The sequence below is a fragment of the Actinomyces sp. HMSC08A09 genome (assembly GCF_001807465.1).
Classification (GTDB): domain Bacteria; phylum Actinomycetota; class Actinomycetes; order Actinomycetales; family Actinomycetaceae; genus Actinomyces; species Actinomyces oris.
In genome coordinates this window covers 11,115-34,511 of sequence record NZ_KV789120.1, presented here as the reverse complement: position 1 = coordinate 34,511, position 23,397 = coordinate 11,115, and the positions used below count along the sequence as shown (strand labels likewise).

The 23,397-nt window shown below is 66.8% G+C and carries 32 protein-coding genes; 1 reads left to right on the top strand and 31 read right to left on the bottom strand.

Features of this window, described 5'->3' with window-relative positions:
* Window positions 1-17 precede the first annotated feature (17 nt).
* From rpsK to rplN, 17 genes are all read right to left on the bottom strand, one after another.
* On the bottom strand, window positions 18-419 hold the full coding sequence (gene rpsK, locus HMPREF3165_RS06350) for a 30S ribosomal protein S11 (protein WP_003781888.1): 402 nt from the start codon (window positions 417-419) through the stop codon (window positions 18-20).
* A 62-nt stretch (window positions 420-481) separates the two neighbouring features.
* A complete protein-coding gene (gene rpsM, locus HMPREF3165_RS06345) occupies window positions 482-856 on the bottom strand; it encodes a 30S ribosomal protein S13 (RefSeq protein WP_010614542.1) in 375 nt (124 codons plus the stop codon).
* A gap of 165 nt (window positions 857-1,021) precedes the next feature.
* Window positions 1,022-1,135, bottom strand: coding sequence for a 50S ribosomal protein L36 (rpmJ, locus tag HMPREF3165_RS06340; protein WP_003781903.1), 114 nt, complete (start codon window positions 1,133-1,135; stop codon window positions 1,022-1,024).
* A 33-nt stretch (window positions 1,136-1,168) separates the two neighbouring features.
* On the bottom strand, window positions 1,169-1,390 hold the full coding sequence (gene infA / locus HMPREF3165_RS06335) for a translation initiation factor IF-1 (protein WP_003781847.1): 222 nt from the start codon (window positions 1,388-1,390) through the stop codon (window positions 1,169-1,171).
* Window positions 1,391-1,677: 287 nt separating this feature from the next.
* Window positions 1,678-2,559 carry a type I methionyl aminopeptidase gene (map, locus tag HMPREF3165_RS06330; protein WP_003789320.1) on the bottom strand — a complete coding sequence of 294 codons (882 nt, stop codon included), beginning with the start codon at window positions 2,557-2,559 and terminating at the stop codon, window positions 1,678-1,680.
* Window positions 2,560-2,691: 132 nt separating this feature from the next.
* Entirely contained in the window at window positions 2,692-3,279 is a 588-nt protein-coding gene (locus HMPREF3165_RS06325; RefSeq protein WP_176747011.1) for an adenylate kinase, read from the bottom strand.
* A complete protein-coding gene (gene secY, locus HMPREF3165_RS06320; RefSeq protein WP_070511607.1) occupies window positions 3,276-4,577 on the bottom strand; it encodes a preprotein translocase subunit SecY in 1,302 nt (433 codons plus the stop codon). Before secY ends, HMPREF3165_RS06325 begins: the two co-directional genes overlap by 4 nt.
* A 351-nt stretch (window positions 4,578-4,928) precedes the next feature.
* Window positions 4,929-5,405 carry a 50S ribosomal protein L15 gene (rplO, locus tag HMPREF3165_RS06315; RefSeq protein ID WP_003789315.1) on the bottom strand — a complete coding sequence of 159 codons (477 nt, stop codon included), beginning with the start codon at window positions 5,403-5,405 and terminating at the stop codon, window positions 4,929-4,931.
* 1 nt (window position 5,406) lies between these two features.
* Window positions 5,407-5,613, bottom strand: coding sequence for a 50S ribosomal protein L30 (rpmD, locus tag HMPREF3165_RS06310; RefSeq protein ID WP_070511660.1), 207 nt, complete (start codon window positions 5,611-5,613; stop codon window positions 5,407-5,409).
* Window positions 5,613-6,320, bottom strand: coding sequence for a 30S ribosomal protein S5 (rpsE, locus tag HMPREF3165_RS06305; protein WP_003789310.1), 708 nt, complete (start codon window positions 6,318-6,320; stop codon window positions 5,613-5,615). The genes rpmD and rpsE overlap by 1 nt, the downstream gene beginning before the upstream one ends.
* 34 nt (window positions 6,321-6,354) lie before the next feature.
* Window positions 6,355-6,735 carry a 50S ribosomal protein L18 gene (gene rplR / locus HMPREF3165_RS06300; RefSeq protein WP_003789309.1) on the bottom strand — a complete coding sequence of 127 codons (381 nt, stop codon included), beginning with the start codon at window positions 6,733-6,735 and terminating at the stop codon, window positions 6,355-6,357.
* 2 nt (window positions 6,736-6,737) lie between these two features.
* On the bottom strand, window positions 6,738-7,277 hold the full coding sequence (gene rplF, locus HMPREF3165_RS06295) for a 50S ribosomal protein L6 (protein WP_003781878.1): 540 nt from the start codon (window positions 7,275-7,277) through the stop codon (window positions 6,738-6,740).
* Between the two features lie 21 nt (window positions 7,278-7,298).
* Window positions 7,299-7,697 (bottom strand): 30S ribosomal protein S8, encoded by a 399-nt coding sequence (gene rpsH / locus HMPREF3165_RS06290; RefSeq protein WP_003789305.1) that lies wholly within the window; start codon window positions 7,695-7,697, stop codon window positions 7,299-7,301.
* Between the two features lie 58 nt (window positions 7,698-7,755).
* The gene (locus HMPREF3165_RS06285) at window positions 7,756-7,941 is read right to left on the bottom strand and encodes a type Z 30S ribosomal protein S14 (RefSeq protein ID WP_003781856.1); all 186 of its coding nucleotides are present in this window, start codon (window positions 7,939-7,941) and stop codon (window positions 7,756-7,758) included.
* A gap of 1 nt (window position 7,942) precedes the next feature.
* Window positions 7,943-8,500: a 50S ribosomal protein L5 gene (rplE, locus tag HMPREF3165_RS06280; protein ID WP_009396382.1), complete on the bottom strand. Its 558-nt coding sequence runs from the start codon at window positions 8,498-8,500 to the stop codon at window positions 7,943-7,945.
* A gap of 2 nt (window positions 8,501-8,502) precedes the next feature.
* On the bottom strand, window positions 8,503-8,847 hold the full coding sequence (gene rplX / locus HMPREF3165_RS06275; protein WP_003781892.1) for a 50S ribosomal protein L24: 345 nt from the start codon (window positions 8,845-8,847) through the stop codon (window positions 8,503-8,505).
* Window positions 8,848-8,849: 2 nt separating this feature from the next.
* Window positions 8,850-9,218, bottom strand: a complete 369-nt coding sequence (gene rplN, locus HMPREF3165_RS06270) for a 50S ribosomal protein L14 (RefSeq protein WP_003781898.1) — start codon at window positions 9,216-9,218, stop codon at window positions 8,850-8,852.
* A gap of 1,241 nt (window positions 9,219-10,459) precedes the next feature.
* On the opposite strand from rplN, the gene HMPREF3165_RS13250 reads away from it, so the two are divergent.
* A complete protein-coding gene (locus HMPREF3165_RS13250; protein ID WP_141745023.1) occupies window positions 10,460-11,428 on the top strand; it encodes a hypothetical protein in 969 nt (322 codons plus the stop codon).
* Window positions 11,429-11,553: 125 nt separating this feature from the next.
* On the opposite strand, the gene rpsQ is transcribed toward HMPREF3165_RS13250, so the two are convergent.
* From rpsQ to HMPREF3165_RS06200, 14 genes are all read right to left on the bottom strand, one after another.
* On the bottom strand, window positions 11,554-11,847 hold the full coding sequence (rpsQ, locus tag HMPREF3165_RS06265; protein ID WP_003789301.1) for a 30S ribosomal protein S17: 294 nt from the start codon (window positions 11,845-11,847) through the stop codon (window positions 11,554-11,556).
* Window positions 11,844-12,089 (bottom strand): 50S ribosomal protein L29, encoded by a 246-nt coding sequence (gene rpmC / locus HMPREF3165_RS06260; protein ID WP_009403578.1) that lies wholly within the window; start codon window positions 12,087-12,089, stop codon window positions 11,844-11,846. The genes rpsQ and rpmC overlap by 4 nt, the downstream gene beginning before the upstream one ends.
* Complete coding sequence (rplP, locus tag HMPREF3165_RS06255; RefSeq protein ID WP_003781881.1) at window positions 12,089-12,508, bottom strand: 50S ribosomal protein L16; 420 nt, start codon at window positions 12,506-12,508, stop codon at window positions 12,089-12,091. Before rplP ends, rpmC begins: the two co-directional genes overlap by 1 nt.
* A gap of 3 nt (window positions 12,509-12,511) precedes the next feature.
* Complete coding sequence (rpsC, locus tag HMPREF3165_RS06250; RefSeq protein ID WP_003789299.1) at window positions 12,512-13,333, bottom strand: 30S ribosomal protein S3; 822 nt, start codon at window positions 13,331-13,333, stop codon at window positions 12,512-12,514.
* A complete protein-coding gene (gene rplV, locus HMPREF3165_RS06245) occupies window positions 13,333-13,710 on the bottom strand; it encodes a 50S ribosomal protein L22 (RefSeq protein ID WP_003789298.1) in 378 nt (125 codons plus the stop codon). The genes rpsC and rplV overlap by 1 nt, the downstream gene beginning before the upstream one ends.
* A 31-nt stretch (window positions 13,711-13,741) precedes the next feature.
* Entirely contained in the window at window positions 13,742-14,020 is a 279-nt protein-coding gene (gene rpsS, locus HMPREF3165_RS06240) for a 30S ribosomal protein S19 (RefSeq protein WP_003786073.1), read from the bottom strand.
* Window positions 14,021-14,034: 14 nt separating this feature from the next.
* The gene (gene rplB / locus HMPREF3165_RS06235; RefSeq protein ID WP_009747234.1) at window positions 14,035-14,871 is read right to left on the bottom strand and encodes a 50S ribosomal protein L2; all 837 of its coding nucleotides are present in this window, start codon (window positions 14,869-14,871) and stop codon (window positions 14,035-14,037) included.
* Window positions 14,872-14,897: 26 nt separating this feature from the next.
* Complete coding sequence (rplW, locus tag HMPREF3165_RS06230; protein WP_003786064.1) at window positions 14,898-15,200, bottom strand: 50S ribosomal protein L23; 303 nt, start codon at window positions 15,198-15,200, stop codon at window positions 14,898-14,900.
* Entirely contained in the window at window positions 15,197-15,841 is a 645-nt protein-coding gene (gene rplD, locus HMPREF3165_RS06225; RefSeq protein WP_009403568.1) for a 50S ribosomal protein L4, read from the bottom strand. Before rplD ends, rplW begins: the two co-directional genes overlap by 4 nt.
* Window positions 15,842-15,845: 4 nt before the next feature.
* Window positions 15,846-16,514, bottom strand: coding sequence for a 50S ribosomal protein L3 (gene rplC, locus HMPREF3165_RS06220; protein ID WP_070511605.1), 669 nt, complete (start codon window positions 16,512-16,514; stop codon window positions 15,846-15,848).
* An 8-nt stretch (window positions 16,515-16,522) separates the two neighbouring features.
* Window positions 16,523-16,831 (bottom strand): 30S ribosomal protein S10, encoded by a 309-nt coding sequence (rpsJ, locus tag HMPREF3165_RS06215; RefSeq protein WP_070511604.1) that lies wholly within the window; start codon window positions 16,829-16,831, stop codon window positions 16,523-16,525.
* A 258-nt stretch (window positions 16,832-17,089) separates the two neighbouring features.
* Window positions 17,090-18,328: a class C sortase gene (locus HMPREF3165_RS06210; RefSeq protein ID WP_070511602.1), complete on the bottom strand. Its 1,239-nt coding sequence runs from the start codon at window positions 18,326-18,328 to the stop codon at window positions 17,090-17,092.
* Window positions 18,329-18,564: 236 nt separating this feature from the next.
* A complete protein-coding gene (locus HMPREF3165_RS06205) occupies window positions 18,565-20,172 on the bottom strand; it encodes a SpaH/EbpB family LPXTG-anchored major pilin (protein WP_070511600.1) in 1,608 nt (535 codons plus the stop codon).
* 150 nt (window positions 20,173-20,322) lie between these two features.
* Window positions 20,323-23,184: a CshA/CshB family fibrillar adhesin-related protein gene (locus HMPREF3165_RS06200; protein ID WP_070511598.1), complete on the bottom strand. Its 2,862-nt coding sequence runs from the start codon at window positions 23,182-23,184 to the stop codon at window positions 20,323-20,325.
* Window positions 23,185-23,397: the final 213 nt, after the last annotated feature.

Here is a 23,397-nt window from a genome sequence, read left to right as displayed (position 1 = left end):
CGTCGTCCCCTTAAAGCTCAGACGCGACGGCGCTTGGGCGGGCGGCAGCCGTTGAAGGCCTGGGGGGTGACGTCGGTGATCGAGCCGACCTCGAGGCCGGCGGCCTGGAGGGAGCGGATCGCGGTCTCGCGGCCGGAGCCGGGACCCTTGACGAAGACGTCAACCTTCTTCATGCCGTGCTCCTGGGCGCGCCGGGCGGCGGCCTCGGCGGCGAGCTGGGCGGCGTAGGGGGTCGACTTGCGCGAGCCCTTGAAGCCGACCTGGCCGGAGGAGCACCAGGCGATGACGGCGCCCTGCGGGTCCGTCAGCGAGACGATGGTGTTGTTGAAGGTGGACTTGATGTAGGCGTGACCGTGGGTAACGTTCTTGCGGTCCTTGCGGCGCGTCTTGCGCGCGGCGGCGCGGGTCTTGGGAGGCATTCTTCCTTCTTCGTGATGAGGTCGTCACTGCGCCCTGCGCTGGGCGGGGCGCGAGCTGCTGCTTACTTGGCCTTCTTCTTACCGGCCACGGTGCGCTTGGGGCCCTTGCGGGTACGCGCGTTGGTCTTGGTGCGCTGACCGTGCACCGGCAGGTGGCGGCGGTGGCGCAGGCCCTGGTAGCAGCCGATCTCGATCTTGCGGCGGATGTCCGCCTGAACCTCACGACGCAGGTCACCCTCAACCTGGTAGTTGCCGTCGATGTGGGTACGGAGCTTGACCAGCTCCTCCTCGGTGAGGTCCTTGACGCGGGTGTCGGGGTTGACGCCCGTCGCCTTCAGGGTCTCGTCCGCGCGGGTGCGTCCGATCCCGAAGATGTAGGTGAGTGCGATCTCGACTCGCTTCTCGCGAGGCAGGTCGACACCGGAAATGCGTGCCACGGTGTGGTTCTCCTGTGTGCTCCCGGAGGTCGTCACCCATCTCCCCCACCTCGCCTGGTGGCCCCGGCCTCCGAGAACCGGGGGTTGCGGACCCGCGGTGCGGGTGCGCTGGGATGGGTGCTGGAAAGGGCCGTCCAGCTGACTGGGCGGCCCGGCGCCGGGGACTCAGCCCTGACGCTGCTTGTGCCGCGGGTTCTCGCAGATGACCATGACGCGGCCGTGGCGACGAATCACCTTGCAGCTGTCACAGATCTTCTTGACGCTCGGCTTGACCTTCATGATGTTCCTCCGCCGGCTCTGAGAGCCGACATGTCACTTGTACCGGTAGACGATTCGGCCGCGGGACAGGTCGTAGGGGCTCAGCTCCACGACCACCCGGTCCTCGGGGAGGATGCGGATGTAGTGCTGCCGCATCTTTCCGGAGATGTGCGCGAGCACGACGTGCCCGTTGCTCAGCTCCACCCGGAACATCGCGTTCGGAAGGGCCTCGACGACCGATCCCTCGACCTCGATGACTCCGTCCTTCTTAGCCATGTTCCTCCATCGGTGCTTTCTCGCTCGAGTTCACCCCGACGACGTCGCCGCCGGGCAGCCGCGGTCGCCGTTGCGCAGGCCCACCGCAGGCGGGTCCCCGTTGCCAGGGTCGTGAATGCGGTATGAGGGCATGCGTCATCGACGGACGCGCGTCCAGCGGATAACTTTACGGCAGACGGCCCGGGCTCCACCATGCCAGATGGCGCGATCACGCGGTGTTTCCTGACACACCGTAGGCGCATGCGTCGTCGAGGACGCACCCCCGCAGCAGTCCCCGCATCAGCGACTCAGCCCAGCGCCTTGGGCTCGATGCCGTAGGGGGCCAGGCCCTCGGCTCCGCCGTCGGGCGCGGTGAGGACCCACACGCCTCCGGGAACGACGGCCACGGTGTGCTCCCACTGGGCGGCGTGGGAGCCGTCCCGGGTGACGACGGTCCAGCCGTCGTCGAGCTCGCGAGTGGCCGGGCTGCCGGCGGTGAGCATGGGCTCGATGGCCAGCACCATGCCGGAGCGCAGGCGGGCGCCGCGCCGTTTGACGGAGTAGTTGAGGACGTCGGGGGCCATATGCATGCTCGTGCCGATGCCGTGGCCCACGTACTCCTGGAGGATCCCCAGCTCGTGCCCCTCCCGCTCGGCCACGTCCGCGACAACGGTCTCGACGGCGTCGCCGACCGCGTTGAGGCACAGCTGACGTCCGCGCCCCTCCCCCGCTGCGGCACGGGCGACGGCAGCGATGGCCTCCCACAGGGCCTGGCGGGTGGTGGTGTCCACGAGCCGGTCCGTCTCGCTCAGGTAGTTGCCGCCGACGACGGTGGTGAAGGCTGCGTCGCCGTGCCACTGGGTGCCGTCCTCGTCGAGGATATAGGCGCCGCAGTCGAAGGTGACCAGGTCGCCGTCGGCCAGAACCCGCTCACCGGGGATGCCGTGGACAACCTCGTCGTTAACGGAGATGCACACGGTGGCCGGGTAGTCGTAGTAGCCCAGGAAGTTGGAGTGGGCGCCGGCGGCCTTGATGACCCCGGCCGAGACGGCGTCGAGCTCGGCGGTGGTGATGCCGGCGCGCACCGCCTCGCGCAGGGCGGCGTGGATGTCGGCGACGACGAGCCCGGCCCGGCGCATGAGGCGGACCTGCTCCGGCGTCTTGATCTGGATCTGTTCGCGTGAGAGCACGGGTGCCTCCTGGGTCGTGTGAAGCGGGCTGGGCCTGGGGCGGTTCCGGCTCCCCCGTCAGGGACGGGGACGCCGGAGCATGCGCAGGCGGGTCGTCCGCGTGAGCAGACGACCCGCCGGTGAGCGTGGGCTTCAGGAGCCGGTGATGCCGCGGGAGGCGAGGGCCTCCATGATGCGGCCGGTGACGACGTCGATCTCGCCCATGCCGTCGACCTGAACCAGCAGGTCGCGCTCAGCGTAGAGCCCGGCCAGCGGCGCCGTGGACTCGGCGTAGACCTCGAGGCGGCGGCGGATGACGGGCTCGGTGTCGTCAGCGCGCCCCTGCTCGCCGGCCCGCTTGAGCAGGCGGGCGACGACGGCCTCGGCGTCGGCGGTGATCTCGACGACGACATCGAGGGCCAGGCCCGAGACCTTCAGCATGGAGTCGAGCTCTCCGACCTGCGCGGTGGTGCGCGGGTAGCCGTCCAGGAGGAATCCGTTCTCGCAGTCGGCCTGGGCGATGCGGTCGGCCACCATGGCGTTGGTGATGGAGTCGGGGACGTACTCGCCCTTGTCCATGTAGGCCTTGGCCTGGGTGCCGAGCTCGGTGGCGCCGGCGACGTTGGCGCGGAAGATGTCTCCGGTGGAGATGGCCGGGATGCTCAGGCGCTCGGCGATCCGGGCGGCCTGGGTGCCCTTACCCGCTCCGGGGGGACCGAGAAGAACCATGCGTGCGCTCATGACAAGAACCCTTCGTAGTGACGCTGCTGCAGCTGGGAGTTGACTTCCTTAACGGTCTGGAGGCCCACACCCACCATGATGAGGATAGTGGTTCCACCGAAGGGCAGGTGCTGAGCCAGGTCCAGCCAGATGACGGCGAGCGTCGGGATGAGGGCGAGGACCACCAGGTAGATGGAGCCGGCCGTCGTGATGCGGTTGATGACGTAGGACAGGTAGCGCACGGTGGGCTCACCGGCGCGGATGCCGGGGATGAAGCCGCCGTAGCGCTTCATGTTGTCCGCGATCTCCTCGGCGTCGAAGGTGATGGCCGTGTAGAAGAAGGCGAAGAAGAGGATGAGGACGCCGTAGGCGGTCAGGTAGATCGGGCTCGTCTGCTGCAGGTTCGTCAGGATCCACTGCACCCACTTGCTCGTCTGGTTGCCGAAGCCGGCGATGAGCTGGGGCATGGCCAGGATCGAGGAGGCGAAGATGACGGGGATGACGCCGGCGGTGTTGATCTTGACCGGGATGTAGGTGGTCGAGCCGCCGTACTGGCGCCGCCCGATCATCCGCTTGGCGTACTGCACGGGGATGCGCCGCTGGGCCTGCTCGATGTACACGACCGCAAGGGTCGCCAGGAGGACGACGGCCACGATGATGGCGAAGTTGGCCGCGCCGTTGTTGCCTCCGGCGATGGAGAACATGTTGGAGGGGAACTGGGCCACGATGGAGGTGAAGATGAGCAGCGACATGCCGTTGCCGATGCCGCGCTCGGTGATGAGCTCACCCAGCCACATGATGAGGCCGGTGCCGGCGGTCATGGTGATGATGATGAGCAGCGGGGTGACGATCGAGTCGCCGGCGATGATGTGCTGGGCCCTGGCGCACCCCTGGAAGAGCTGACCGCTCTTGGCCGTGGCCACGATGGTGCTGGACTGCAGCAGCCCCAGGCCGATGGTGAGGTAGCGGGTGTACTCGGTGAGTTTGGCGGTGCCCGCCTGCCCCTCCTTGTGGAGCTCCTCGAAGCGGGGGATGACGACCCGGAGGAGCTGGATGATGATGGAGGCGGTGATGTAGGGCATGATGCCTAGCGCGAAGACGCTCAGCTGGAGCAGCGCACCACCGGAGAAGACGTTGACCAGGCTGAGGAGGTTCTGGTCCTTGCCGGCCTCCCCGATGCAGTACTTGGCGTTGGCCAGGTTGACGCCGGGCGCAGGCAGGATCGACCCGAGCCGGAACAGGGCCATGATGCCGAGGGTGAAGAGCAGCTTCGCCCTGAGGTCTGGCGTTCTGAACGCCTGAGTGAACGCGCTGAGCACTCGATCTCCTGTGGACTCGGGGGTGGGTTTCGGCCTTGCGGGCAGCAAGGCGGAGCGCAGGGGAACTGCGCCCGGCCCAGACTACCCCGCCGAGCTCGCCACCTGGGCGCTGAGATGGGCTTGCAACGTGGCTGGGGTGCGGGTTTTCTCACGTCTCGTCCCGGTGCGGTTGCCCGGGGTGATCCAAGGCACCCGGCCGCAGGTGCGCAGGAGCCGTCGTGCGGTGCGACGCCCGCGCACGACAGACCCCGGCGGCCCAGGTTTCCCTGGACCGCCGGGGTCTGTGATGTCGCTTCTCGTCAGGGCCGCGCCGTCGGGGTGTCACCCGTGCCGGCCTCGGCCCGACGACGTTCAGCGCGTGGCGATGGTGCCGCCGGCGGCCTCGATCTTCTCCTTGGCGGAGCCGGACCAGGCGTCGACCGTGAGCGTCAGGGCCACGGTGACGTCACCGCCGCCGAGGACCTTGACGAGCTGGTTCTTGCGAACCGCGCCCTTGGCGACGAGGTCCTCCACGGTCACCGTGCCGCCCTCGGGGAACAGCTCGGCGATGCGGCCGACGTTCACGGGCTGGAACTCGACCCGGTTGGGGTTGCGGAAGCCGCGCAGCTTGGGAAGACGCATGTGCAGCGGCATCTGGCCACCCTCGAAACCAGGACGGACCTGGTAACGAGCCTTGGTGCCCTTGGTACCGCGACCGGCGGTCTTACCCTTGGACGCCTCACCACGACCCACGCGGGTCTTGGCCTTCTTGGCGCCGGGGGCGGGACGCAGGTGGTGCAGCTTGACGACGCGCACCTTCTCCTCCTGCGTGTTCTCGGTGTCAGCCATCTCAGACCTCCTCAACGGTGACCAGGTGGTGCACCGTGGCAATCAGGCCGCGCACGCTGGGGCTGTCCTCGCGCACGACGGACTGGCGGATCTTGCGCAGACCCAGGGTCTTGAGGGACTCGCGCTGGCGGTGGGTGCCCCCGATGCCAGAGCGGACCTGAGTGACCTTGAGCTGCTTGGTCATCTGCTTCGATGCGGTCTCAGCCATCACGCACCCACTCCTTCAGCGGCCTTCTCGGCCTCCTGCTTCTCAGCCTGAGCGCGCTTGTCGGCCTCGCCCTCGGCGCGGGCCCGCAGCATGGACTGCGGGGCGACGTCCTCCAGGGGCAGGCCACGGCGGGCCGCAACGGCCTCGGGCTGCTCCAGCTGCTTGAGGGCGTCCACCGTGGCGTGCACGATGTTGATCGCGTTGGAGGAGCCCAGCGACTTGGACAGGATGTCGTGGACACCGGCGCAGTCCAGCACGGCGCGCACCGGACCGCCGGCGATAACACCGGTACCGGGGGACGCCGGGCGCAGGAGGACGACTCCGGCGGAGTCCTCACCCTGGACCAGGTGCGGGATGGTGCGGCGGATCATCGGGACGTGGAAGAAGTTCTTCTTCGCGATCTCGACGGCCTTGGCGATGGCGGAGGGAACTTCCTTCGCCTTGCCGTAGCCCACGCCGACGGTGCCCTCACCGTCACCGACGACCACGAGGGCCGTGAAGGTGAAACGGCGGCCGCCCTTGACGACCTTGGACACGCGGTTGATGGTGACGACGCGCTCGATGTACTTGTCGTCGTTGCCGCGACCACGGTCGCGGCGGTCGTTGTTGCGGTCGCGGCGGCCGCGGCCCTCGCCCCGGCGCTCGTCGTTCTCGCGCTGGGCCGAGCCGTCGGACGACGCGGACCTGTCTCGCTGCGGTGCAGCCATCAGATGTTCCTCTGCTTTCTCGTCGTCTTAGTGCTCACAGCTTCAGGCCGCCCTCACGGGCGCCCTCGGCGACGGCCGCGACACGGCCGTGGTACTTGTTGCCGCCGCGGTCGAACACGACTGCCTCGATGCCCAGTGCCTTGGCCCGCTCGGCGATGAGCTCGCCGACCTTGTGGGCGGCGCCCACCTTGTGGCCCTCGACGCCCTTGGCGGCCTCCTCCAGGGTGGAGGCGGCGCACAGGGTGTGGCCGATGGTGTCGTCCACGACCTGAGCCACCATGTGGCGGTTGGACCGGGTGACCACCAGGCGGGGACGCTCGGGCGTGCCGGAGATGTGCTTGCGCACGCGCTGGTGACGGATCTTGCGGGCGATGGCGCGGGGGTTGCCCTTGCCCCTCTTGATCGAGTAAGCCATGGTCACTTACCAGCCTTTCCGACCTTGCGGCGCACGTTCTCGCCGGCGTAGCGCACGCCCTTGCCCTTGTAGGGCTCCGGCGGACGGATCTTGCGAATGTTCGCCGCGACCTCGCCGACCTGCTCCTTGGAGATACCGGAGACGGTGATCTTCAGGTTGCCGTCGACCGTGAAGGTGATGCCCTCGGGGGGCTCAACGGTCACGGTGTGGGAGAAGCCGAGGGAGAGCTCGATGCCCTGGCCCTTGGCGGCGACGCGGTAACCGGTGCCGACGATCTCGAGCTGCTTGGAGTAGCCCTCGGTGACGCCGATCACCATGTTGTTGATGAGGGTGCGCGACAGTCCGTGCAGCGAGCGCGAGCGGCGCTCGTCGTCGGGGCGCGTGACCAGGATGGAGCCGTCCTCCTGGCGGGTGACGCTCAGGGGCTCGCTGATCGTGCGGGACAGGGTGCCCTTGGGGCCCTTGACCGTCACGTCCTGGCCGTCGATGGTGACGTCCACTCCGGCAGGAACCGGAACGGGGAGCCGTCCAATACGAGACATGGTTTTCCTCCGTTCCTTCTCTTACCAGACGTAGGCGAGGACTTCGCCGCCCACGCCACGCGACTCGGCCTGCTTGTCGGTCAGGAGGCCGGAGGAGGTGGACAGGATCGCCACTCCCAGGCCGCCGAGGACCTTGGGCAGGTTGGTGGACTTGGCGTAGACGCGCAGGCCGGGCTTGGAGATCCGGCGCAGGCCCTGGATGGCCCGCTGGCGGTTGGCTCCGTACTTGAGGCTCAGCGTGAGCGTCTTGCCGACCTCGGCGTCCGTGACCTCGTAGCCGGCGATGTAGCCCTCGGCCTTGAGCATCTCAGCGATGTTCACCTTGAGCTTGCTCGACGGCATCGACACGGTGTCGTGGTAGGCGCTGTTTGCGTTGCGCAGACGGGTCAGCATGTCTGCGATGGGGTCTGTCATTGTCATGAGTGGGCCTTGGCCCTTCCTCGTCGTGGTTTCCTCAGCGGACCTGCGACGTAAGTTCTTACCAGCTGGACTTGCTCACGCCCGGGAGCTCGCCGCGAAGGGCCATCTCACGCAGGCAGATACGGCACAGGCCGAACTTGCGGTAGACCGAGTGCGGGCGGCCGCAGCGCTGGCAGCGCGTGTAGGCACGGACACCGAACTTGGGCTTGCGGTTCGCCTTCTCAATCAGTGCGGTCTTCGCCATCTCACTTCTCCTTGAAGGGGAAGCCGAGCTGCTTGAGCAGCGAGCGGGCCTCCTCGTCGGTCTTGGCCGTGGTCACCACGGTGATGTCCATGCCGCGGACGCGGTCGATCTGGTCCTGGTCGATCTCGTGGAAGACAGCCTGCTCGGTCAGACCGAAGGTGTAGTTGCCGTTCCCGTCGAACTGCTTGGGGCTCAGACCGCGGAAGTCGCGGATACGGGGCAGCGAGATCGAGACCAGACGGTCCAGGAACTCCCACATGCGGTCGCCGCGCAGCGTGGAGTGCGCGCCGATCGGCATGCCCTCACGCAGCTTGAACTGCGCGATGGACTTGCGGGCCCGGGTGACCTGGGGCTTCTGGCCGGTGATGGCGGCGAGGTCGCGCACGGCGCCCTCGATCATCTTGGAGTCGTGGGCGGCCTCGCCCACACCCATGTTGACGACGACCTTGACGACGCGCCCGACCTCCATCACGTTGCCGTGCTGGAACTCCTTGAGCAGGGCGGGGCGCACCTCCTCGGTGTACTTCGTCTTGAGACGGGGGGTGGTCTTCTCAGCCATGGTCACAGGTCCTCCCCGCTCTTCTTGGCGTAACGCACGCGGACGGTGCGCTTGCGGCCGTCGGGACGCACGCCCTCCTCGACGCGGAAGCCCACGCGGGTGCGCTTCTTCGTCTTGGGGTCGACGAGCATGACGTTGGAGGCGTGGATGGGCGCCTCAACGGTCTCGATGCCGCCGGTGCGGGCGCCCTGCTGGGACTGCCCCACCTTGGTGTGCTTGGTCACGCGCTGGACGCCCTCGACGATGACACGGTCAGTGCCCTTGAGGACCTCCAGAACGCGGCCGGTCTTGCCCTTGTCCTTACCGGCGATGACGATGACCTGGTCGCCCTTCTTAATGCGTGCCATGTTCAGATCACCTCCGGGGCGAGCGAGACGATGCGCATGAACTTCTTTTCACGAAGCTCACGGCCGACGGGGCCGAAGATGCGCGTACCGCGCGGCTCCCCATCGTTCTTGAGGATGACGGCGGCGTTCTCGTCGAAGCGGATGTATGAGCCGTCGGGACGACGACGCTCCTTGCGGGCACGCACGACGACGGCCTTGACGACCTCGCCCTTCTTCACGTTGCCGCCGGGAATGGCGTCCTTGACGGTGGCGACGATCGTGTCGCCGATACCCGCATAGCGCCGACCCGATCCACCGAGAACACGGATGCAAAGGATCTCCTTGGCACCGGTGTTGTCGGCGACCTTCAGTCGCGACTCCTGCTGGATCATTGAGTGTTCTCCTGTCGTCGAGCCGGTTCTCAGGAAGCTCCTGAGCCTGGCCGAACGTTCTTCTGGTCTTGCACACGTCTCCCCCGGCCGCAGGCCGCACGAGGCTGACCCAGGGATAGGGGATTCCCGCGGTACGTTGTCCCGACAGACACAGGCGCAGACTGCACGAGGTCTCTGCCGGGCGCACCGAGGGCGCGCGCAACTCCATTAGCCTAGTCCAGCCGCCGCATCACGCGGAACCTGAGATGACCACCGGGACCTGTGCCTTTGCTCACCGGCCTTTCCCGGGCCTTCCGCACCGACGCTCGATGCACCCGGCAGGCCCGCCGGCCCCTGATCGAGGACGTACCTGCCCGCCGAGGACTGCGTTGTCCTCCAGACGACTGGGGTACGAACGTCGTCCTTTGGAGGAACAGGACGTCCCCGTCGCACACCGCAGTCCCCGATCCGCCCGACTGTCATCCGTGATCCGCGGCCGGCTCCAGTCAGGGGCGACCTGAACCGGATCGGTTCCCGCGGTAGGCGCCTGACGACGCCACCACCCGGGACACCCGGCGGACCCGCAGTGTCCATGGTACTGACATCAACCCGGCATTTTCGTTGCACGCCGTGGAGAAACCGCAACATTCCAACGATCCCTGCTGGGCGCAGTGATGGCGGAGTCGTCAATGTCAGCGCTGTGGACACTGGGCCGCGGGGTTCTTGCGGCACCGTCCGGCGCCCTCCCCAGGTCGGCACCCCGCTGGCTCTCAGCGTGGCGCTCACTCGGGGCCGGGAGATCCGCGGTCCGACGTCGGCCCTGGCCCTGGCCTTTTCAGAACCGCCTCTACTCCACGAGGGACGGGATCTACTGGCCAAGGGTTGGGCACACTGCACGAAGGCCCTACCTGCCCGCAGTACACCCGATCCTCCTCCAGTAGTGCCCGACCCTCGTGCAGTACCGCCCGGTCATGCATCAACGGCGCACAGCAAGGAAGACCACGCCCCAAACCACTAAGTCCCAACTAACACAGCACCTATCGATGCGCATGAACACATGCATTAACAGCCAACACCCCAACCCCCTTCGACGAGCCACTGCTTGGGAAACTTCACTGCGCGACCGACGTTCGCAAGACGCATTTATAGACCTGGAACTCCGAGCACAGGAACCAACCACCTCATTAAGGCCCTCAAATGGATGTCAGAGCCGCACCATACCGTAGTCGCTATCAGTTCGACCGCACCAAAAGGGGCATCCAATGCAGAAGTTTCATCCAACATTCAACGATATTGCTCTCGCATCACCGACTCGCACAGTTTTCACTCCACTTCCACTCTTCAGCGCCACAATAGTGGCTGCACCGTTTCTGGTAGCCGTCGCTGCACGGTACTGGACTAGCTCTACCTTCCCTTGGCTGTCATGGCTAGTCACAGCAGTCGCAGTGCCGCTAACTGCACTGGCGATCAAGACCTGGCTGTCACCGGCTGAGGTTGAACGCAGACGGGTTGTGGATCTCTTACCCAACGATCTTGTTGTCCCCCCAAACGAGGAAGGGTTTCTCACGTCAGCCACCCCAGTGCTCAGTAGGAACACCATCCTTGATGCATCCCCTCAGGTAGAAGTAGTCCTAGCAGGACGTACCCACCCACTTATCTACGGTTGCGAAGGAGAAGTGAATACGATTCAACCTATCGACCTCAAGCCGCGCTCACACTCCTCAGAGGAGACAGAAATAGTCGAACAGGTGCTCGCGGCTGCCACGCGCTTGGACGACAGCTGGTTTCGTATCGCTACAGATGACGAACAGCGGATCGCACGGCGACTCGGCCTTGTTGAGAAGAAGCCTCTACGAGGCGGCGAAAGATGGTCCAAAGCAGCAATATCATACGCCAATGCGGCCATAGCTGAGCACACAGATTCGCAGCAGGACGCACTCGCTCAAACCGGTTCAGTCATCGTAATAGTTAACGGCGACCTTATGTTACAGATCGATGGGCAAGACCAAAGAATTGCCGATCTCGTTGATCGTCTTGCCGAAAAGGTAACCCAACTGACAGACCGCGCTATCGTTGAGCGAATCCGTGTAGCTGTTGATCAGAACGACAAGCGCAGCACGGCCGAAGGCCTACGAGAACTCGGACGGGACACACTCGTGAATGCTCTCGGGGCAGCATCCGGAAACGCGCTGTGGACCGCGGCTTTGACTTTCATGCAAGGTTACTGGTGAGCAGCACTCACTGTCGGATGTAACGGCCGGCCATATCAACAACGCCGACGCCGCAGCCTCCCGGGTGGGATGCTGCGGCGTCGGGGGCCGTCTCGACGGCGTCGAGGGCGGCGTTCAGGCGAGGGTCACTTGGCGCGCTCGAGGATCTCCAGGAGGCGGAAGTGCTTGGTGGCGCTCAGCGGGCGGGTCTCCATGATGGAGACGAGATCGCCGACACCGGCCTCGTTGTTCTCGTCGTGGACCTTGACCTTCTTGGAGCGACGGAGGACCTTGCCGTACAGGGAGTGCTTGTAGCGCTCCTCGACGAGGACGACGACCGTCTTGTCCATCTTGTCGGAGACGACGTAGCCGCGACGCACCTTGCGCTGGGGGCGCTCGGTGGACTGCTCGACGTTCTCAGTGCTGGTCTGCTCGCTCACTTGGACTCCTCCGTGCTCGGGGCGGTGCGAATGCCGAGCTCACGCTCGCGCACGATCGTGTAGATGCGGGCGATGTCGCGACGCACAGCCTTGAGACGTCCGTGGTCCTCGAGCTGGCCGGTCGCCGAGGCGAACCGGAGGTTGAACAGCTCGGCCTTGGCCTTGGAGAGCTCCTCGGAGAGGCGCTCGTTGTCCATGCCGTCGAGGTCGGCGGGGGTCAGGCCCTTGGAACCGATTGCCATCAGACGTCACCACCCTCACGAGTCACGAAACGGGTCTTCATCGGAAGCTTGTGCTGTGCGCGGCGCATGGCCTCGCGGGCGAGGGCCTCGTCGACACCGCCGAGCTCGAACAGGATGCGTCCGGGCTTGACGTTGGCGATCCACCACTCGGGTGCACCCTTACCGGAACCCATACGGGTCTCGGCGGGCTTCTTGGTCAGGGGGCGGTCCGGGAAGATGTTGATCCACACCTTGCCGCCACGCTTGATGTGGCGGGTCATGGCGATACGGGCCGCCTCGATCTGGCGGTTGGTGATGTAGGCGGGCTCGAGGGCCTGGATGCCGTACTCACCGAAGGCGATCTGGTTGCCGCCCTTGGAAAGGCCCGTGCGGTGCGGGCGGTGCTGCTTGCGGAACTTGGTCCGGCGGGGGATGAGCACGGCTCAGGCCTCCGTTCCCTGGTCTGCGGCAGCGGTCTCGGCGGCCGGCGTCTGCTCGGCTGCCTGCTGCTGCTCGGTGTTCTGACGCGAACCGCGCTCACCGCGGTCGCCACGACGGCCGCCGCGGCGCTCGCCCCGGCCCCGGCCACGGGAGCCGGACTCGGCCTGCTGGCGGGCGAACTCGCGCTCGGTGATGTCGCCCTTGTAGATCCACACCTTGACGCCGAGGCGGCCGAAGGTGGTCTTGGCCTCGTAGAAGCCGTAGTCGATGTTCGCGCGCAGGGTGTGCAGCGGCACGCGTCCCTCGCGGTAGAACTCGCTGCGGCTCATCTCGGCGCCGCCCAGGCGGCCGGAGCACTGCACCCGGATGCCCTTGGCGCCGGCGCGCATCGCTGACTGCATGCCCTTGCGCATGGCGCGACGGAAGGACACACGGGAGGCGAGCTGCTCGGCGATGCCCTGGGCGACCAGCTGGGCGTCCAGGTCGGGGCTCTTGACCTCGAGGATGTTGAGCTGGACCTGCTTGCCGGTCAGCTTCTCGAGCTGACCGCGCAGGCGCTCGGCCTCGGCACCACGGCGACCGATGACGATGCCGGGACGGGCGGTGTGCAGGTCGACGCGCACGCGGTCACGGGTACGCTCGATGTCGACCTTGGAGATTCCGGCCCGCTCCATGCCGTCCTCCATGAGGCGGCGAATCTTGACATCCTCCTCCACGAAGTCGCGGTAACGCTGACCGGGCTTGGTGGAGTCGGCGAACCAGCGCGAGCGGTGGTCCGTGGTGATGCCCAGGCGGAACCCGGTCGGGTTGACCTTCTGCCCCATTACCGGGCTCCTTCCTTCGTTGCGGCGTCGGACTTGTCCCCGACGATGACGGTGATGTGGCTGGTCCGCTTGAGGATCCTGCTGGCCCGGCCCTGCGCACGGGGACGGAACCGCTTCAGGGTGGGACCCTCGTCGGCGAACGCCTCGATGATGAACAGGTCGTTCTCGTCGAAACGCTCACCGTCACGCTCAGCCTTGAACCGGGCGTTGGCGATTGCGGACTCGAGGACCTTGCGCACCGGCACCGCAGCGGCCTGCGGGGCGAATCGGAGCACGTTGACGGCCTCGACGGCGCGCTTGCCGCGGACGACGTCCACGACCCGGCGCGCCTTCATCGGCGTGCAGCGCACGTACTTGGCCTGCGCCTTGGCTTCCATGTTCTCTGCCTCTCAAACTTTCCGACGTCCGTCAGCGACGCGACTTGCGGTCGTCCTTGACGTGCCCGCGGAAGGTGCGGGTCGGAGCGAACTCACCGAGCTTGTGGCCCACCATGGACTCGGTAACGAAGACCGGCACGTGCTTGCGACCGTCGTGGACGGCGAAGGTGTGCCCCAGGAAGTCCGGCGTGATGACCGAACGGCGGGACCAGGTCTTAATGACGTTCTTGGTGCCCTTCTCGTTCTGAGCGTCCACCTTCTTAAGGAGGTGGTCGTCGACGAAGGGACCCTTCTTCAGACTACGCGGCATGATTCAGGCTCCTATCAGCGCTTCTTGCCGGTCCGACGACGACGCACGATGAGGCGGTCGCTGGACTTGTTGGGACGGCGGGTGCGGCCCTCGGGCTTGCCCCACGGCGAGACGGGGTGACGACCACCGGAGGTCTTGCCCTCACCACCACCGTGCGGGTGGTCCACCGGGTTCATGACGACACCGCGGACGGTCGGGCGCACGCCCTTCCAGCGCATACGGCCGGCCTTGCCCCAGTTGATGTTGGACTGCTCGGCGTTGCCGACCTCGCCGATGGTGGCGCGGCAGGCGGCCTCCACGTTGCGGATCTCCCCGGAGGGCATGCGCAGCTGCGCGTACTTGCCCTCCTTGGCAACCAGCTGGACGGAGGTGCCGGCGCTGCGAGCGATCTTGGCCCCGCCACCGGGACGCAGCTCGACCGCGTGGACGACCGTACCGGTGGGGATGTGACGCAGCTGCAGGTTGTTGCCGGGCTTGATGTCGGCGCTGGGGCCGGCCTCGACGACGTCGCCCTGACGGAGCTTGTTCGGGGCGATGATGTAGCGCTTCTCGCCGTCCATGTAGTGGAGCAGGGCGATGCGCGCGGTGCGGTTGGGGTCGTACTCGATGTGAGCGACCTTCGCGGGCACGCCGTCCTTGTCGTGACGACGGAAGTCGATGAGACGGTAGGCGCGCTTGTGGCCACCACCCTTGTGGCGGGTGGTGATACGACCGGAGGAGTTACGTCCACCGGACTTGCTCAGCGGGCGCACCAGCGACTTCTCGGGCGTGCTGCGCGTGATCTCCACGAAGTCGGCCACGGAGGAGCCGCGACGACCCGGGGTCGTGGGCTTGTACTTACGGATTCCCATATCGATCCTTTACCTTCCGTGGCGCACTAGGCCACATCACCGAAGATGTCGATGGTCCCCTCGCGCAGGGTGACGATCGCACGGCGGGTGTCCTTGGACTTGCCGATCCCGGTGCGGGTGCGGTGCGTCTTGCCCTTGCGGTTGATGGTGTTCACCGAGGAGACCTTGACATCGAAGATGGCCTCAACGGCCTGCTTGATCTCGGTCTTGTTGGATCCCGGCGCCACGATGAACGTGTACTGGCCACGGTCCATGCAGGCGTAGGACTTCTCGGAGACCACCGGCGCGATGATGACGTCGCGGGGGTTCTTGGACTTCTCGAGGCTCACTTGGACTCCTCCTCACCCTTGCCCAGGAACGCGTCCAGGCCAGAGGCCGTGAAGACGACGTCGTCGGACTTGAGGACGTCGTAGGTGTTGAGCTGGTCGGCCCACAGGACGTGCGCCTCGGGGGCGTTGCGCAGGCTGAGCCTGGACAGGTCGTCCTGACGGTCCACAATCACCAGGGCCTTACGGTCGGTGAGGTTGCGCAGCGCGACCAGGGCGTTCTTGGTGGAGGGCACCGTGGTGGTGACGAACTCGGTGATGACGTGGACGCGGCCGTTGCGGGCGCGGTCGGACAGGGCGCTGCGCAGGGCGGCGGCCTTCATCTTCTTGGGGGTCCGCTGGGTGTAGTCGCGCGGCTGCGGGCCGTGGACGGTGCCACCGCCGACGAACTGCGGGGCTCGGGTCGAGCCCTGGCGGGCGCGGCCGGTGCCCTTCTGGCGGTAGGGCTTGCGACCACCGCCGCGGACATCGCCGCGGGTCTTGGTGGCGTGGGTGCCCTGGCGGGCCGCGGCCAGCTGGCCGACGACCACCTGGTGCATGAGCGGAATGTTGAGGGGGGCGTCGAAGACCTCGGCGGGCAGCTCGACGCTGCCGGTCTTCTTGCCCGCGGAGTCGACGACGTCGACGGTGAGTGCCTCAGTCATGGTCTCAGGCTCCCTTCACGGCGGTGCGGACGACGACGACCGAGCCCTTGGGGCCGGGGATCGCGCCGTTGACGAGCAGAACGCCCTTGTCAACGTCGATGCCGCGGATCTTGAGGTTCTGGACGGTGCGGCGCGCGTGACCCATACGACCGGCCATGCGCAGGCCCTTGAAGATGCGCCCGGGGGTGGCGCAGGCGCCGATGGAGCCGGGCTTGCGGTGGTTGCGGTGAGCACCGTGGGAGGCGCCCACACCGGCGAAGCCGTGGCGCTTCATGACACCGGCGAAACCCTTACCCTTGGAGGTCCCGGTGACGTCGACCAGCTGGCCGACCTCGAAGGTGTCGGCGGCCAGCACCTGGCCGGGGGTGAACTCCGACGCCAGGGAGGTGCGGATCTCCGCCACGTGACGGCGGGGCTCGACCCCGGCCTTGGCGAAGTGGCCGGCGAGCGGCTTGGTGACCTTGCGGGCGTCGATGTCGCCGAAGGCGAGCTGAACGGCCTCGTAGCCATCGGTCTCGATGGTGCGGACCTGGGTCACGACGTTGGTGTCGACCCGGACGACGGTCACGGGGCGCAGGACCCCGTTCTCGTCCCAGATCTGCGTCATGCCGAGCTTGGTGCCGAGCAGCGCCTTGGCAGGCGCGGCGGCAGCCGGCGTGTTAAGCGTTGTCATGGCAGTCCTCAGAGCTTGATCTCGATGTTGACGTCAGCGGGCAGGTCGAGACGCATGAGCGAGTCGACGGCCTTGGGCGTCGGGTCGACGATGTCGATCAGCCGCTTGTGCGTGCGCATCTCGAAGTGCTCGCGGCTGTCCTTGTCCTTGTGCGGCGACCGGATCACGCAGAACACGTTCTTCTCGGTCGGCAGCGGCACCGGGCCCACGACCGTCGCGCCAGCGCGGGTCACGACGTCGACGATCTTGCGCGCCGAGGAGTCAATGACCTCGTGGTCGTAGGACTTGAGCCGGATGCGGATCTTCTGTCCCGCCATGGCGCCTAACCTCTCTTGTACTTGCTTCTGGCCGGTCCACGCGCTCGGGCGTGTCGCTTGAGGACGCACGCCTCTCCCGTGATGGAAGGCGGTGAACCGGTCTGGACACACGGAAACCCGTTCAGGAGGAACGGGTCCGTCAGAATGAATCCCGGGGTGATCCCGGGGCGGCACAACCAGGGGCACGCGAGTGCACGCCCTTGGCCGGCCGGATTACGTTATCAGGGCTCGCGCGGGCAGCGGAACCCAGGATTGGGCCTAGAGGCTGTGAGTCCGCCCACTGGCCCCCGCGCTCGGGCGTGTCGCGCCCAGCACCGGGATCTCCGCGGTGTCGATGAGCTCCTGGTTGTCCGATTGTCCCGACGGCGCCGACAGCGACGCGATCTCCTCCAGAAGCGCCAGGTTCTCCATCTCAGAGGGCTGGGGCGGGACCGGAAGGTCGGTGAACCACCGTTGGGGCTCGACACCGGCGTCGTCATCCATCCAGATCCGCATCTGCTCCGCCCAGGTCTGGGGGCGCGGCTCCTCCTGCGCAGCACGGGCCCTGGCCAGCGCCCGCTCCTTGGCCCGCGCCGCCGCGTAGCCCGAGCGCCACAGGTACAGCCCGATGACGATGAGCCCCGCGGCCAGACCCACGGCCCACCAGGGGAAGTGGGGAACGTCAGGGCGCTTGCCCGCCGCCGCGAGGTCCTTGGCAGGGGTCGGGTAGATGCGCTCGCCGGTCAGCAGGATGCGGTGGGTGTTGATGCCCAGGGGCGTGCAGGTCACCAGGGTGAGCAGGTCCTTGCCCTCCTCGGCGCGCAGGGCCTCGGTCTCCTCGGGCTCGACGACCTTGGTGCTGGTGACCCGGTAGGTGAGGACCTCTCCGAAGACCTCGACGATGAGGCTGTCACCGGTCTTGACCTTGTCCAGGTTGGTGAACATGGTGGCCTCGGCCAGGCCGCGGTGCCCGGTGATGACCGAGCGGGTCCCCTCTCCCCCGACCGGCAACGAGGTGCCCTCCAGGTGCCCCAGGCCCTTGAGGAGGGTGTCGTCGGCCGTGCCGTGGTAGACGGGCAGGTCCAGGGAGATGGAGGGGATCTTCAGACGGGCCATGAGTCCCTCGTTGTTGGCCTTGAGGATGTTGGCGTACTGCAGGGAGCTGTCCTTGCTGGAGCCAGCGCCGGTGGGGACGTGGTTGTTGGCCTCCAGGACCGCTCCGGCCGAGAGCGCGTCGTTGTAGGCGTGCGCCTGCTCGACCTGGGTCTTGGCGTCGGGACGGGCCCCATCGACCTGGGCGGAGTAGTCGGCAGTCACCTTCGACTGGTTGTACTGGGCGACCCAGGAGGCCGCCGTCGGATAGGTCAGCAGCCCCATGCCCACCAGCGCCATGATGGAGGTGACCAGGGCTGAGACCGACAGGCGCCAGGTACGCGGACGGCGATGCTTCTGGGCGCTCGAGGCGCGTGTGCGCGGAGTCCGGGCGGTGCGGGGCGTGCGTGCTTTGCGGAAGATCATGGGCCTCGTGCGCTTCCAGGGTCGGGGTGTTCGGGGCGGGGATGATGGAGGTTGGTACATGACGGTGCAGGCGCTCGCCGGATCGGGGTCCGTCGAGTGCCTGCACCGTTTCCGCTCGGGCCACGGCCTCACGATCGAGACGGGTTCAGCACCCGGTCACGACGCGGTTGAGGCGGGGCTCGTGCGGTTGTGGCTGTCGGCCGCGGCTCATACGCCCCGGCCGACAGCGGTCGTCATCAGGCGGCGAGGTTCGCGTTCTGCTTGCGCTCGCGGTAGCGGGCCACGAGGACGGAGCCGACGGCGATCATCAGCAGGGACGCACCGGAGGCGGTCAGGATGAGCATGCCGTTGGCACCGGTCAGGGGCAGGCCCGGAACCGACTGCTTGGTGTTCTCGATGGTGACGTTGTCCGTGGTCACCGCACCGACCTCAATCTTGACGGGGGTCACGGCGCCGTCACCGGCGGGCAGGACGTAGCCGGCCGGAGCCTTGGTCTCGACCAGGACGTAGCAGCGCGCGGTGGCATCCTTCTGGTTGTCACGGTTCGCACCGTCGATGGAGTCGGAGATGAACAGGCCCTTGACGTTGATGGCGCCCTGGGCGTCCGTGGTCAGCGTGGTCTCGCCGTTGATGGCGATGGGGTCGCCTTCCTTGTCCTTGGTGCAGGTACCGGCGTAGGCGTCCTTGGCCTTGTACAGCTGGAACTGAGCGCCCTCGAGGCCGGCTTTGTCCTGGCCCTGCTGGTGGTTGTCCACCTTCTTGATGAGCAGGTCGCCCCAGCGGGAAGTCACCTCGTTAGAGGTCGGCGGGTCGTTGGGGTTCGCCGGGGGCTCCTCGGGCGTCGGGGGCTGCTCGGCGTAGACGGTGTCGCTGATCACCTGAGCCCGGTTCGTGATGGCGCCGTTGCGGGCCTCGGTCACCTTGCCCTGGAAGACGGCGGACACCTTCTTGCCGGGGGCGGCCTTGATCTTCTTCAGACCCTCGGCGGAGAAGGTGACGGTGACGGTCTGCCCCTTGGTGTCCACCTTGTAGTCGGTGGGATCCAGGGTCGTACCCTCGAGGGAGACCTCCGTGGCGGTCACCGCCGTGAGGCGGTCGTCCAGGGTGTCCCTGAGCTGGAAGTACTTGTAGAAGGACTTGGCGTCGAGAGTCGGCGCCGTCGAGCTCACCGGGAACTTGACGAGGGAGCCGACACCGTAGCCGTTGAGCTTCTGCTCCTGGATGCTCTTCTCAACGCTGATGGCCTCGTTCTTGGGGTAGACGTGGACATCGTAGATCCACTGGCCGTCGGCGCCCGCAGCGGTGTTCGGGTGAGGAACCGTCACCACGAAGGGCTTGGCCTTCTGGACGATGTTGCCGGGGGTCGTGGTCTCGCACACGAGGTAGGCCTGAACCGGCATGTCCGTAATCGTGGCGAGTCCCTCGCCGTTGGTGGCCGGGGAGACCTTGGGGGTGCCGAACTTGTGCGCTCCCAGCGTGGGGGCGGCGGGGTTGGTGCAGGCGCTGTCCGGCACGCCGGCCTTGGACAGGTCACTGATCGTGTCCCACCCGGCGGGGTCCTTCAGGTTGATGTCGGTGATCGGGTAGGCGGTGAAGACGACGCCCTGGACGGGAGCCCCCTTGCTGTCCGCGTTCTGCGGGGTACCGGTGGGGTTACCGATGTCCTTGCCACCACCGTTGAGGTGCTTGTGGATGGCGAGCGAGCCCGTCGCATCCGTCTTGATGTTGCCGTAGTTAGGCGTTTCCGTGGCCACGGCCGAAGGGGCCAGGCCGAGGAAGGCCAGGGTGAGGACACCGGCTGCGGCAGCAGCCCGACGCCCCAGCGTGCTGGCGTTGTGCTTCATGGGTTGGGATTTCCTTTCACTGTGCGCCGCGGGGAGATGCGAACGCGTGGTATGGAGATGGATAGGGAGTCTTTCTCCGGTGGACGGCTCCGTCTTGTCCGACGGCGTCACCGGCGCCTCCGACCTTTCATGCGTGGGTCGGTGGGCGGATCAGTCGAGGTTGCAGTGACGGCGCCTCCTGAGGAGTCCGGTGGAGATCGCCAGAGCGGAGACGACCGCTCCTGCGATCAGGAAGATGTGCGCACCGCGTCCGCCTGTCAGGGGCAAGCGGGGGGTGGCCGCCTTCTCGTTGGTGAAGGCCTTCGAGAAGGAGTACTGGAGGGCGTTGGGCTTGATGGCGAAGCTGCGGCTCGTCGTGTCAAGCCGGTATCCCGCGGGAGCCCGCTTCTCCACCAGGGAGTAGGAGCGCGTGTCCCAGGGCAGGCCGGTCACGGTGAAGGAACCGGCCGCGGGGTCCGTATCGGCGTAGGGGCCGCCTGGGCACCGTCCCCTGCCACCGGCGATGACGCAGTCGGTGACGGTGGTCCTGGCCGGGACTCCGGGGCCGCTGAGCGTCCACTCCGAGCCGCCCAGGGCATGTCCGCTCGTGTCCTGCTTCTTCCAGGACACGGCTCCGGTCAGACGCTGGTTGGTCACGGCTCCCCTGGTGACACCGGTGGTGTCCTTGAGCCCAGCCTTGAGGTTGGCGCCGGAGACGTCGTTGAAGGCCAAGGTCTTGTCCAGGCGCTGGTATCCACTGGGGGCGGTTCTCTCGGTGACGGAGTAGCTCCCCCACGCCAGTCCACTGACCTCGAAGACACCCGGAGCCGGGTTGGTGTCCCGGTAGGCGCCGCCGCGGCAGCCCGCCGCCTGGCAGTCCTCGACGACGGTGCCGGCGGGGACGCCGGGACCGGTCAGGGTCCAGCTGGTACCGCCCAGGGGTGTCTGACCGTCCTGGTCGACCTTGGTCCAGGACAGCGCTCCGGGCTTGGTCGTGTTGGTGACCCAGCAGGTGAGGCGATCGGTGCCCCGCACCTGGATGTTGGATCCTGTCAGGCTCGAGCTGCTCCAGCTGCCGCGCGTCCCGGGGGTCTGGGCGCACTGCCATGCGCTCGCCTCGTAGCCCGGTGCCTGGGGGTTCGTGGAGGACTCGCTGAGCACGTACTGTCCTGGACGCACCGCCTTGATACCGGTGTCAACGTTGCCGGTCACCTGCTGGGACGCCGCCCCACCATTGCCCTGCTGGGCCTTGAGGGTCCACTGGTCGGCCCCGAGGGCCTTGACCTGCCCGGTGTATGGGGCCTGGACGTTCTTGACGAGCTGGATGGTGGGGACGCGAACAGCGAGCCGGTAGTCCTCGACCTCACCGTCCATCGTGCTGCCGGTGGGTTTGAGGTCGACGCCTGCCTTAGCCGTCCGCACCCGCAGGTAGGTGTGGGGCTGAGATCCGGTTTCCCCGTCGATGCTGCGTACGACGTCCTCGGGCACGGTCCATCTCAACGTGGCATTCGACCTGCCGTCACACGTCACCTGGGCGCTCTTCTCAGCGGGATCGAACACCCCGTTGTGGTTCCAGTCAATCCAGCCGGCGACTGCTCCCCCTCCGTTGCAACGGGCGTTGAGGGTGACGTTCTGGCCCGGAGCGGTTTCGATGCCTGCGGCGGGGATGGTGACACCGTCCTCGTCGTTGCCGTACCAGCCGTCGTTGTCATCGCCGTCGGCCCCGTCGCTGAAATGCTGCTGGGACTCGGCGTCGATCAAGGAGCCCAGGTAGGGTCCGGAGGCGTACATGCGGGTGGTGTTGATCAGACGGCCGCCGAAGAGGTCGTAGCCGTTGCGGCTCGTGACCTCACCGCCGTCCCACTTGGGCTGCAGGAGAGCAGAGGCGCTGCCGTAGGAAGTGGGGGCATCCCCGAAGTCGGTGGCCAGGACCAGCCCCAGGGCGACGGCGGAGTAGCCGGATCCTTGCATGGTGATGGTGGCGCTAGTCGCCCCTTCCATGAACATGGACACTGCGGGCCCGCCGATGCCGTTGGGCTTGGAGTAGCCTCCGCCGTTCTGGTAGACGCACTCCTGCGCCGTGTTGTCCAACCGCAGGGTGCGGTTCCCGTTGGACAGGGTCGCGCGGGTCGTGACCGGCCGCCCGGTGCCTCCTCTCGTGTCGGTGCAGTTGTTGGAACGACCGCCATCGAGGAGGCGCCAGGTGACTCGCTGGTTGTTGGGGACCTGGGCCTGGATCCACTCGCCGTCGAAGGGCTCATTGGTGCTCCCGGGGTTTGAGGCCTCGGCGTCGGCGAAGACCAGACCGTTGAGACCCACCGGCGTGGAGCTGCCGTCGGGGGCCTGGAGGGTCGCCGAGCAGGAGACGTCGAAGCTGATGCGCGAGTATCCGCCCGTGGGGGTGCGGTCCGCCCTGCGGTCGTTCTTGTCCTTGCCGTCCCAGGTCTTGTCCCCGTTGTAGGCGTAGCCGTTGGCCAGCCCAATGACCATCTGGTTGTGGTTGACGTAGTCCCTCGGGTACGTCAGACCACTGTGCCACTCCGAGCTGCCGTCGCTCCAGCCCCCGGCGCCCCCGATGTTGTAGAGGTTGTCGAGGATGTCGCCGGCCCAGGTACCGGGAATGGTGGCGACCAGCGGGCCACGAGCAAGATCGTCAGGAAACCCCTTCTGATGGCCAATGTGCCTGAGATTGGACAGGTTGCAGGTGGTGACCAGATAGCCGGCCTCCCCCATGTCGCGGTAGTTGGTGAAGGTCTTGCGCTGCCCGTAGTCGAGCACGGGGACATTCGGCTTGGTTTGGCCGGCGAAGTTGCTGTCATAGTCCGCCCACTGGAGCCACTGGATGGTGTCCCGGTACCAGCTGGTACCGCCCTGGGCGAAGACCGCCGGAAGCGCATCGGCTGGAAGCCCCCTCGGGGCCGCTCCGGCAGAAGGCTGCTCAGTGCCCACAAGCGCCGCTGCGACGCAGGTGAGTGCCGCAGCGCCGGCGACGAGCTTACGCAGGCGAGGCAGGATGGCACGACGACGCAGCAAAGGAAACACTCCACTTCATGAGAACTCAACGGCACTGGGCTCGCCCGTAAATGGGCGTCGACATCCAGGTGCCTGGTGACAGTGGATAACCTAGTTGACGAAATCGGGCAATACGGGATCGGTGATGGATCTGAAATCGTCCGTTATAGCATTGCGACACCATTCATTACGCCGGTATCACAAAAACTAGGAAATAGTGTCATTCACATTTCT

Excerpts from the sequence above, each read along its gene's own strand:
- HMPREF3165_RS13250 (WP_141745023.1), top strand. The coding sequence starts at position 10,460 with ATGCAGAAGTTTCATCCAACATTCAACGATATTGCTCTCGCATCACCG.
- rpsS (WP_003786073.1), bottom strand. The coding sequence starts at position 14,020 with ATGCCGCGTAGTCTGAAGAAGGGTCCCTTCGTCGACGACCACCTCCTT.
- rplD (WP_009403568.1), bottom strand. The coding sequence starts at position 15,841 with ATGACTGAGGCACTCACCGTCGACGTCGTCGACTCCGCGGGCAAGAAG.
- rpsJ (WP_070511604.1), bottom strand. The coding sequence starts at position 16,831 with ATGGCGGGACAGAAGATCCGCATCCGGCTCAAGTCCTACGACCACGAG.
- rplF (WP_003781878.1), bottom strand. The coding sequence starts at position 7,277 with ATGTCTCGTATTGGACGGCTCCCCGTTCCGGTTCCTGCCGGAGTGGAC.
- rplC (WP_070511605.1), bottom strand. The coding sequence starts at position 16,514 with ATGACAACGCTTAACACGCCGGCTGCCGCCGCGCCTGCCAAGGCGCTG.
- rplE (WP_009396382.1), bottom strand. The coding sequence starts at position 8,500 with ATGGCTGAGAAGACCACCCCCCGTCTCAAGACGAAGTACACCGAGGAG.
- HMPREF3165_RS06285 (WP_003781856.1), bottom strand. The coding sequence starts at position 7,941 with ATGGCGAAGACCGCACTGATTGAGAAGGCGAACCGCAAGCCCAAGTTC.
- rplO (WP_003789315.1), bottom strand. The coding sequence starts at position 5,405 with ATGGCTGACACCGAGAACACGCAGGAGGAGAAGGTGCGCGTCGTCAAG.
- HMPREF3165_RS06325 (WP_176747011.1), bottom strand. The coding sequence starts at position 3,279 with ATGAGCGCACGCATGGTTCTTCTCGGTCCCCCCGGAGCGGGTAAGGGC.
- rpmC (WP_009403578.1), bottom strand. The coding sequence starts at position 12,089 with ATGGCAATCGGTTCCAAGGGCCTGACCCCCGCCGACCTCGACGGCATG.
- rpmJ (WP_003781903.1), bottom strand. The coding sequence starts at position 1,135 with ATGAAGGTCAAGCCGAGCGTCAAGAAGATCTGTGACAGCTGCAAGGTG.
- rplN (WP_003781898.1), bottom strand. The coding sequence starts at position 9,218 with ATGATCCAGCAGGAGTCGCGACTGAAGGTCGCCGACAACACCGGTGCC.
- rplX (WP_003781892.1), bottom strand. The coding sequence starts at position 8,847 with ATGGCACGCATTAAGAAGGGCGACCAGGTCATCGTCATCGCCGGTAAG.
- rplB (WP_009747234.1), bottom strand. The coding sequence starts at position 14,871 with ATGGGAATCCGTAAGTACAAGCCCACGACCCCGGGTCGTCGCGGCTCC.
- rpsK (WP_003781888.1), bottom strand. The coding sequence starts at position 419 with ATGCCTCCCAAGACCCGCGCCGCCGCGCGCAAGACGCGCCGCAAGGAC.
- rpsC (WP_003789299.1), bottom strand. The coding sequence starts at position 13,333 with ATGGGGCAGAAGGTCAACCCGACCGGGTTCCGCCTGGGCATCACCACG.
- HMPREF3165_RS06210 (WP_070511602.1), bottom strand. The coding sequence starts at position 18,328 with ATGATCTTCCGCAAAGCACGCACGCCCCGCACCGCCCGGACTCCGCGC.
- infA (WP_003781847.1), bottom strand. The coding sequence starts at position 1,390 with ATGGCTAAGAAGGACGGAGTCATCGAGGTCGAGGGATCGGTCGTCGAG.
- rpmD (WP_070511660.1), bottom strand. The coding sequence starts at position 5,613 with ATGGCTGAGACCGCATCGAAGCAGATGACCAAGCAGCTCAAGGTCACT.
- rplR (WP_003789309.1), bottom strand. The coding sequence starts at position 6,735 with ATGGCTTACTCGATCAAGAGGGGCAAGGGCAACCCCCGCGCCATCGCC.
- rpsH (WP_003789305.1), bottom strand. The coding sequence starts at position 7,697 with ATGACAATGACAGACCCCATCGCAGACATGCTGACCCGTCTGCGCAAC.
- HMPREF3165_RS06205 (WP_070511600.1), bottom strand. The coding sequence starts at position 20,172 with ATGAAGCACAACGCCAGCACGCTGGGGCGTCGGGCTGCTGCCGCAGCC.
- rplV (WP_003789298.1), bottom strand. The coding sequence starts at position 13,710 with ATGGAAGCCAAGGCGCAGGCCAAGTACGTGCGCTGCACGCCGATGAAG.
- rpsE (WP_003789310.1), bottom strand. The coding sequence starts at position 6,320 with ATGGCTGCACCGCAGCGAGACAGGTCCGCGTCGTCCGACGGCTCGGCC.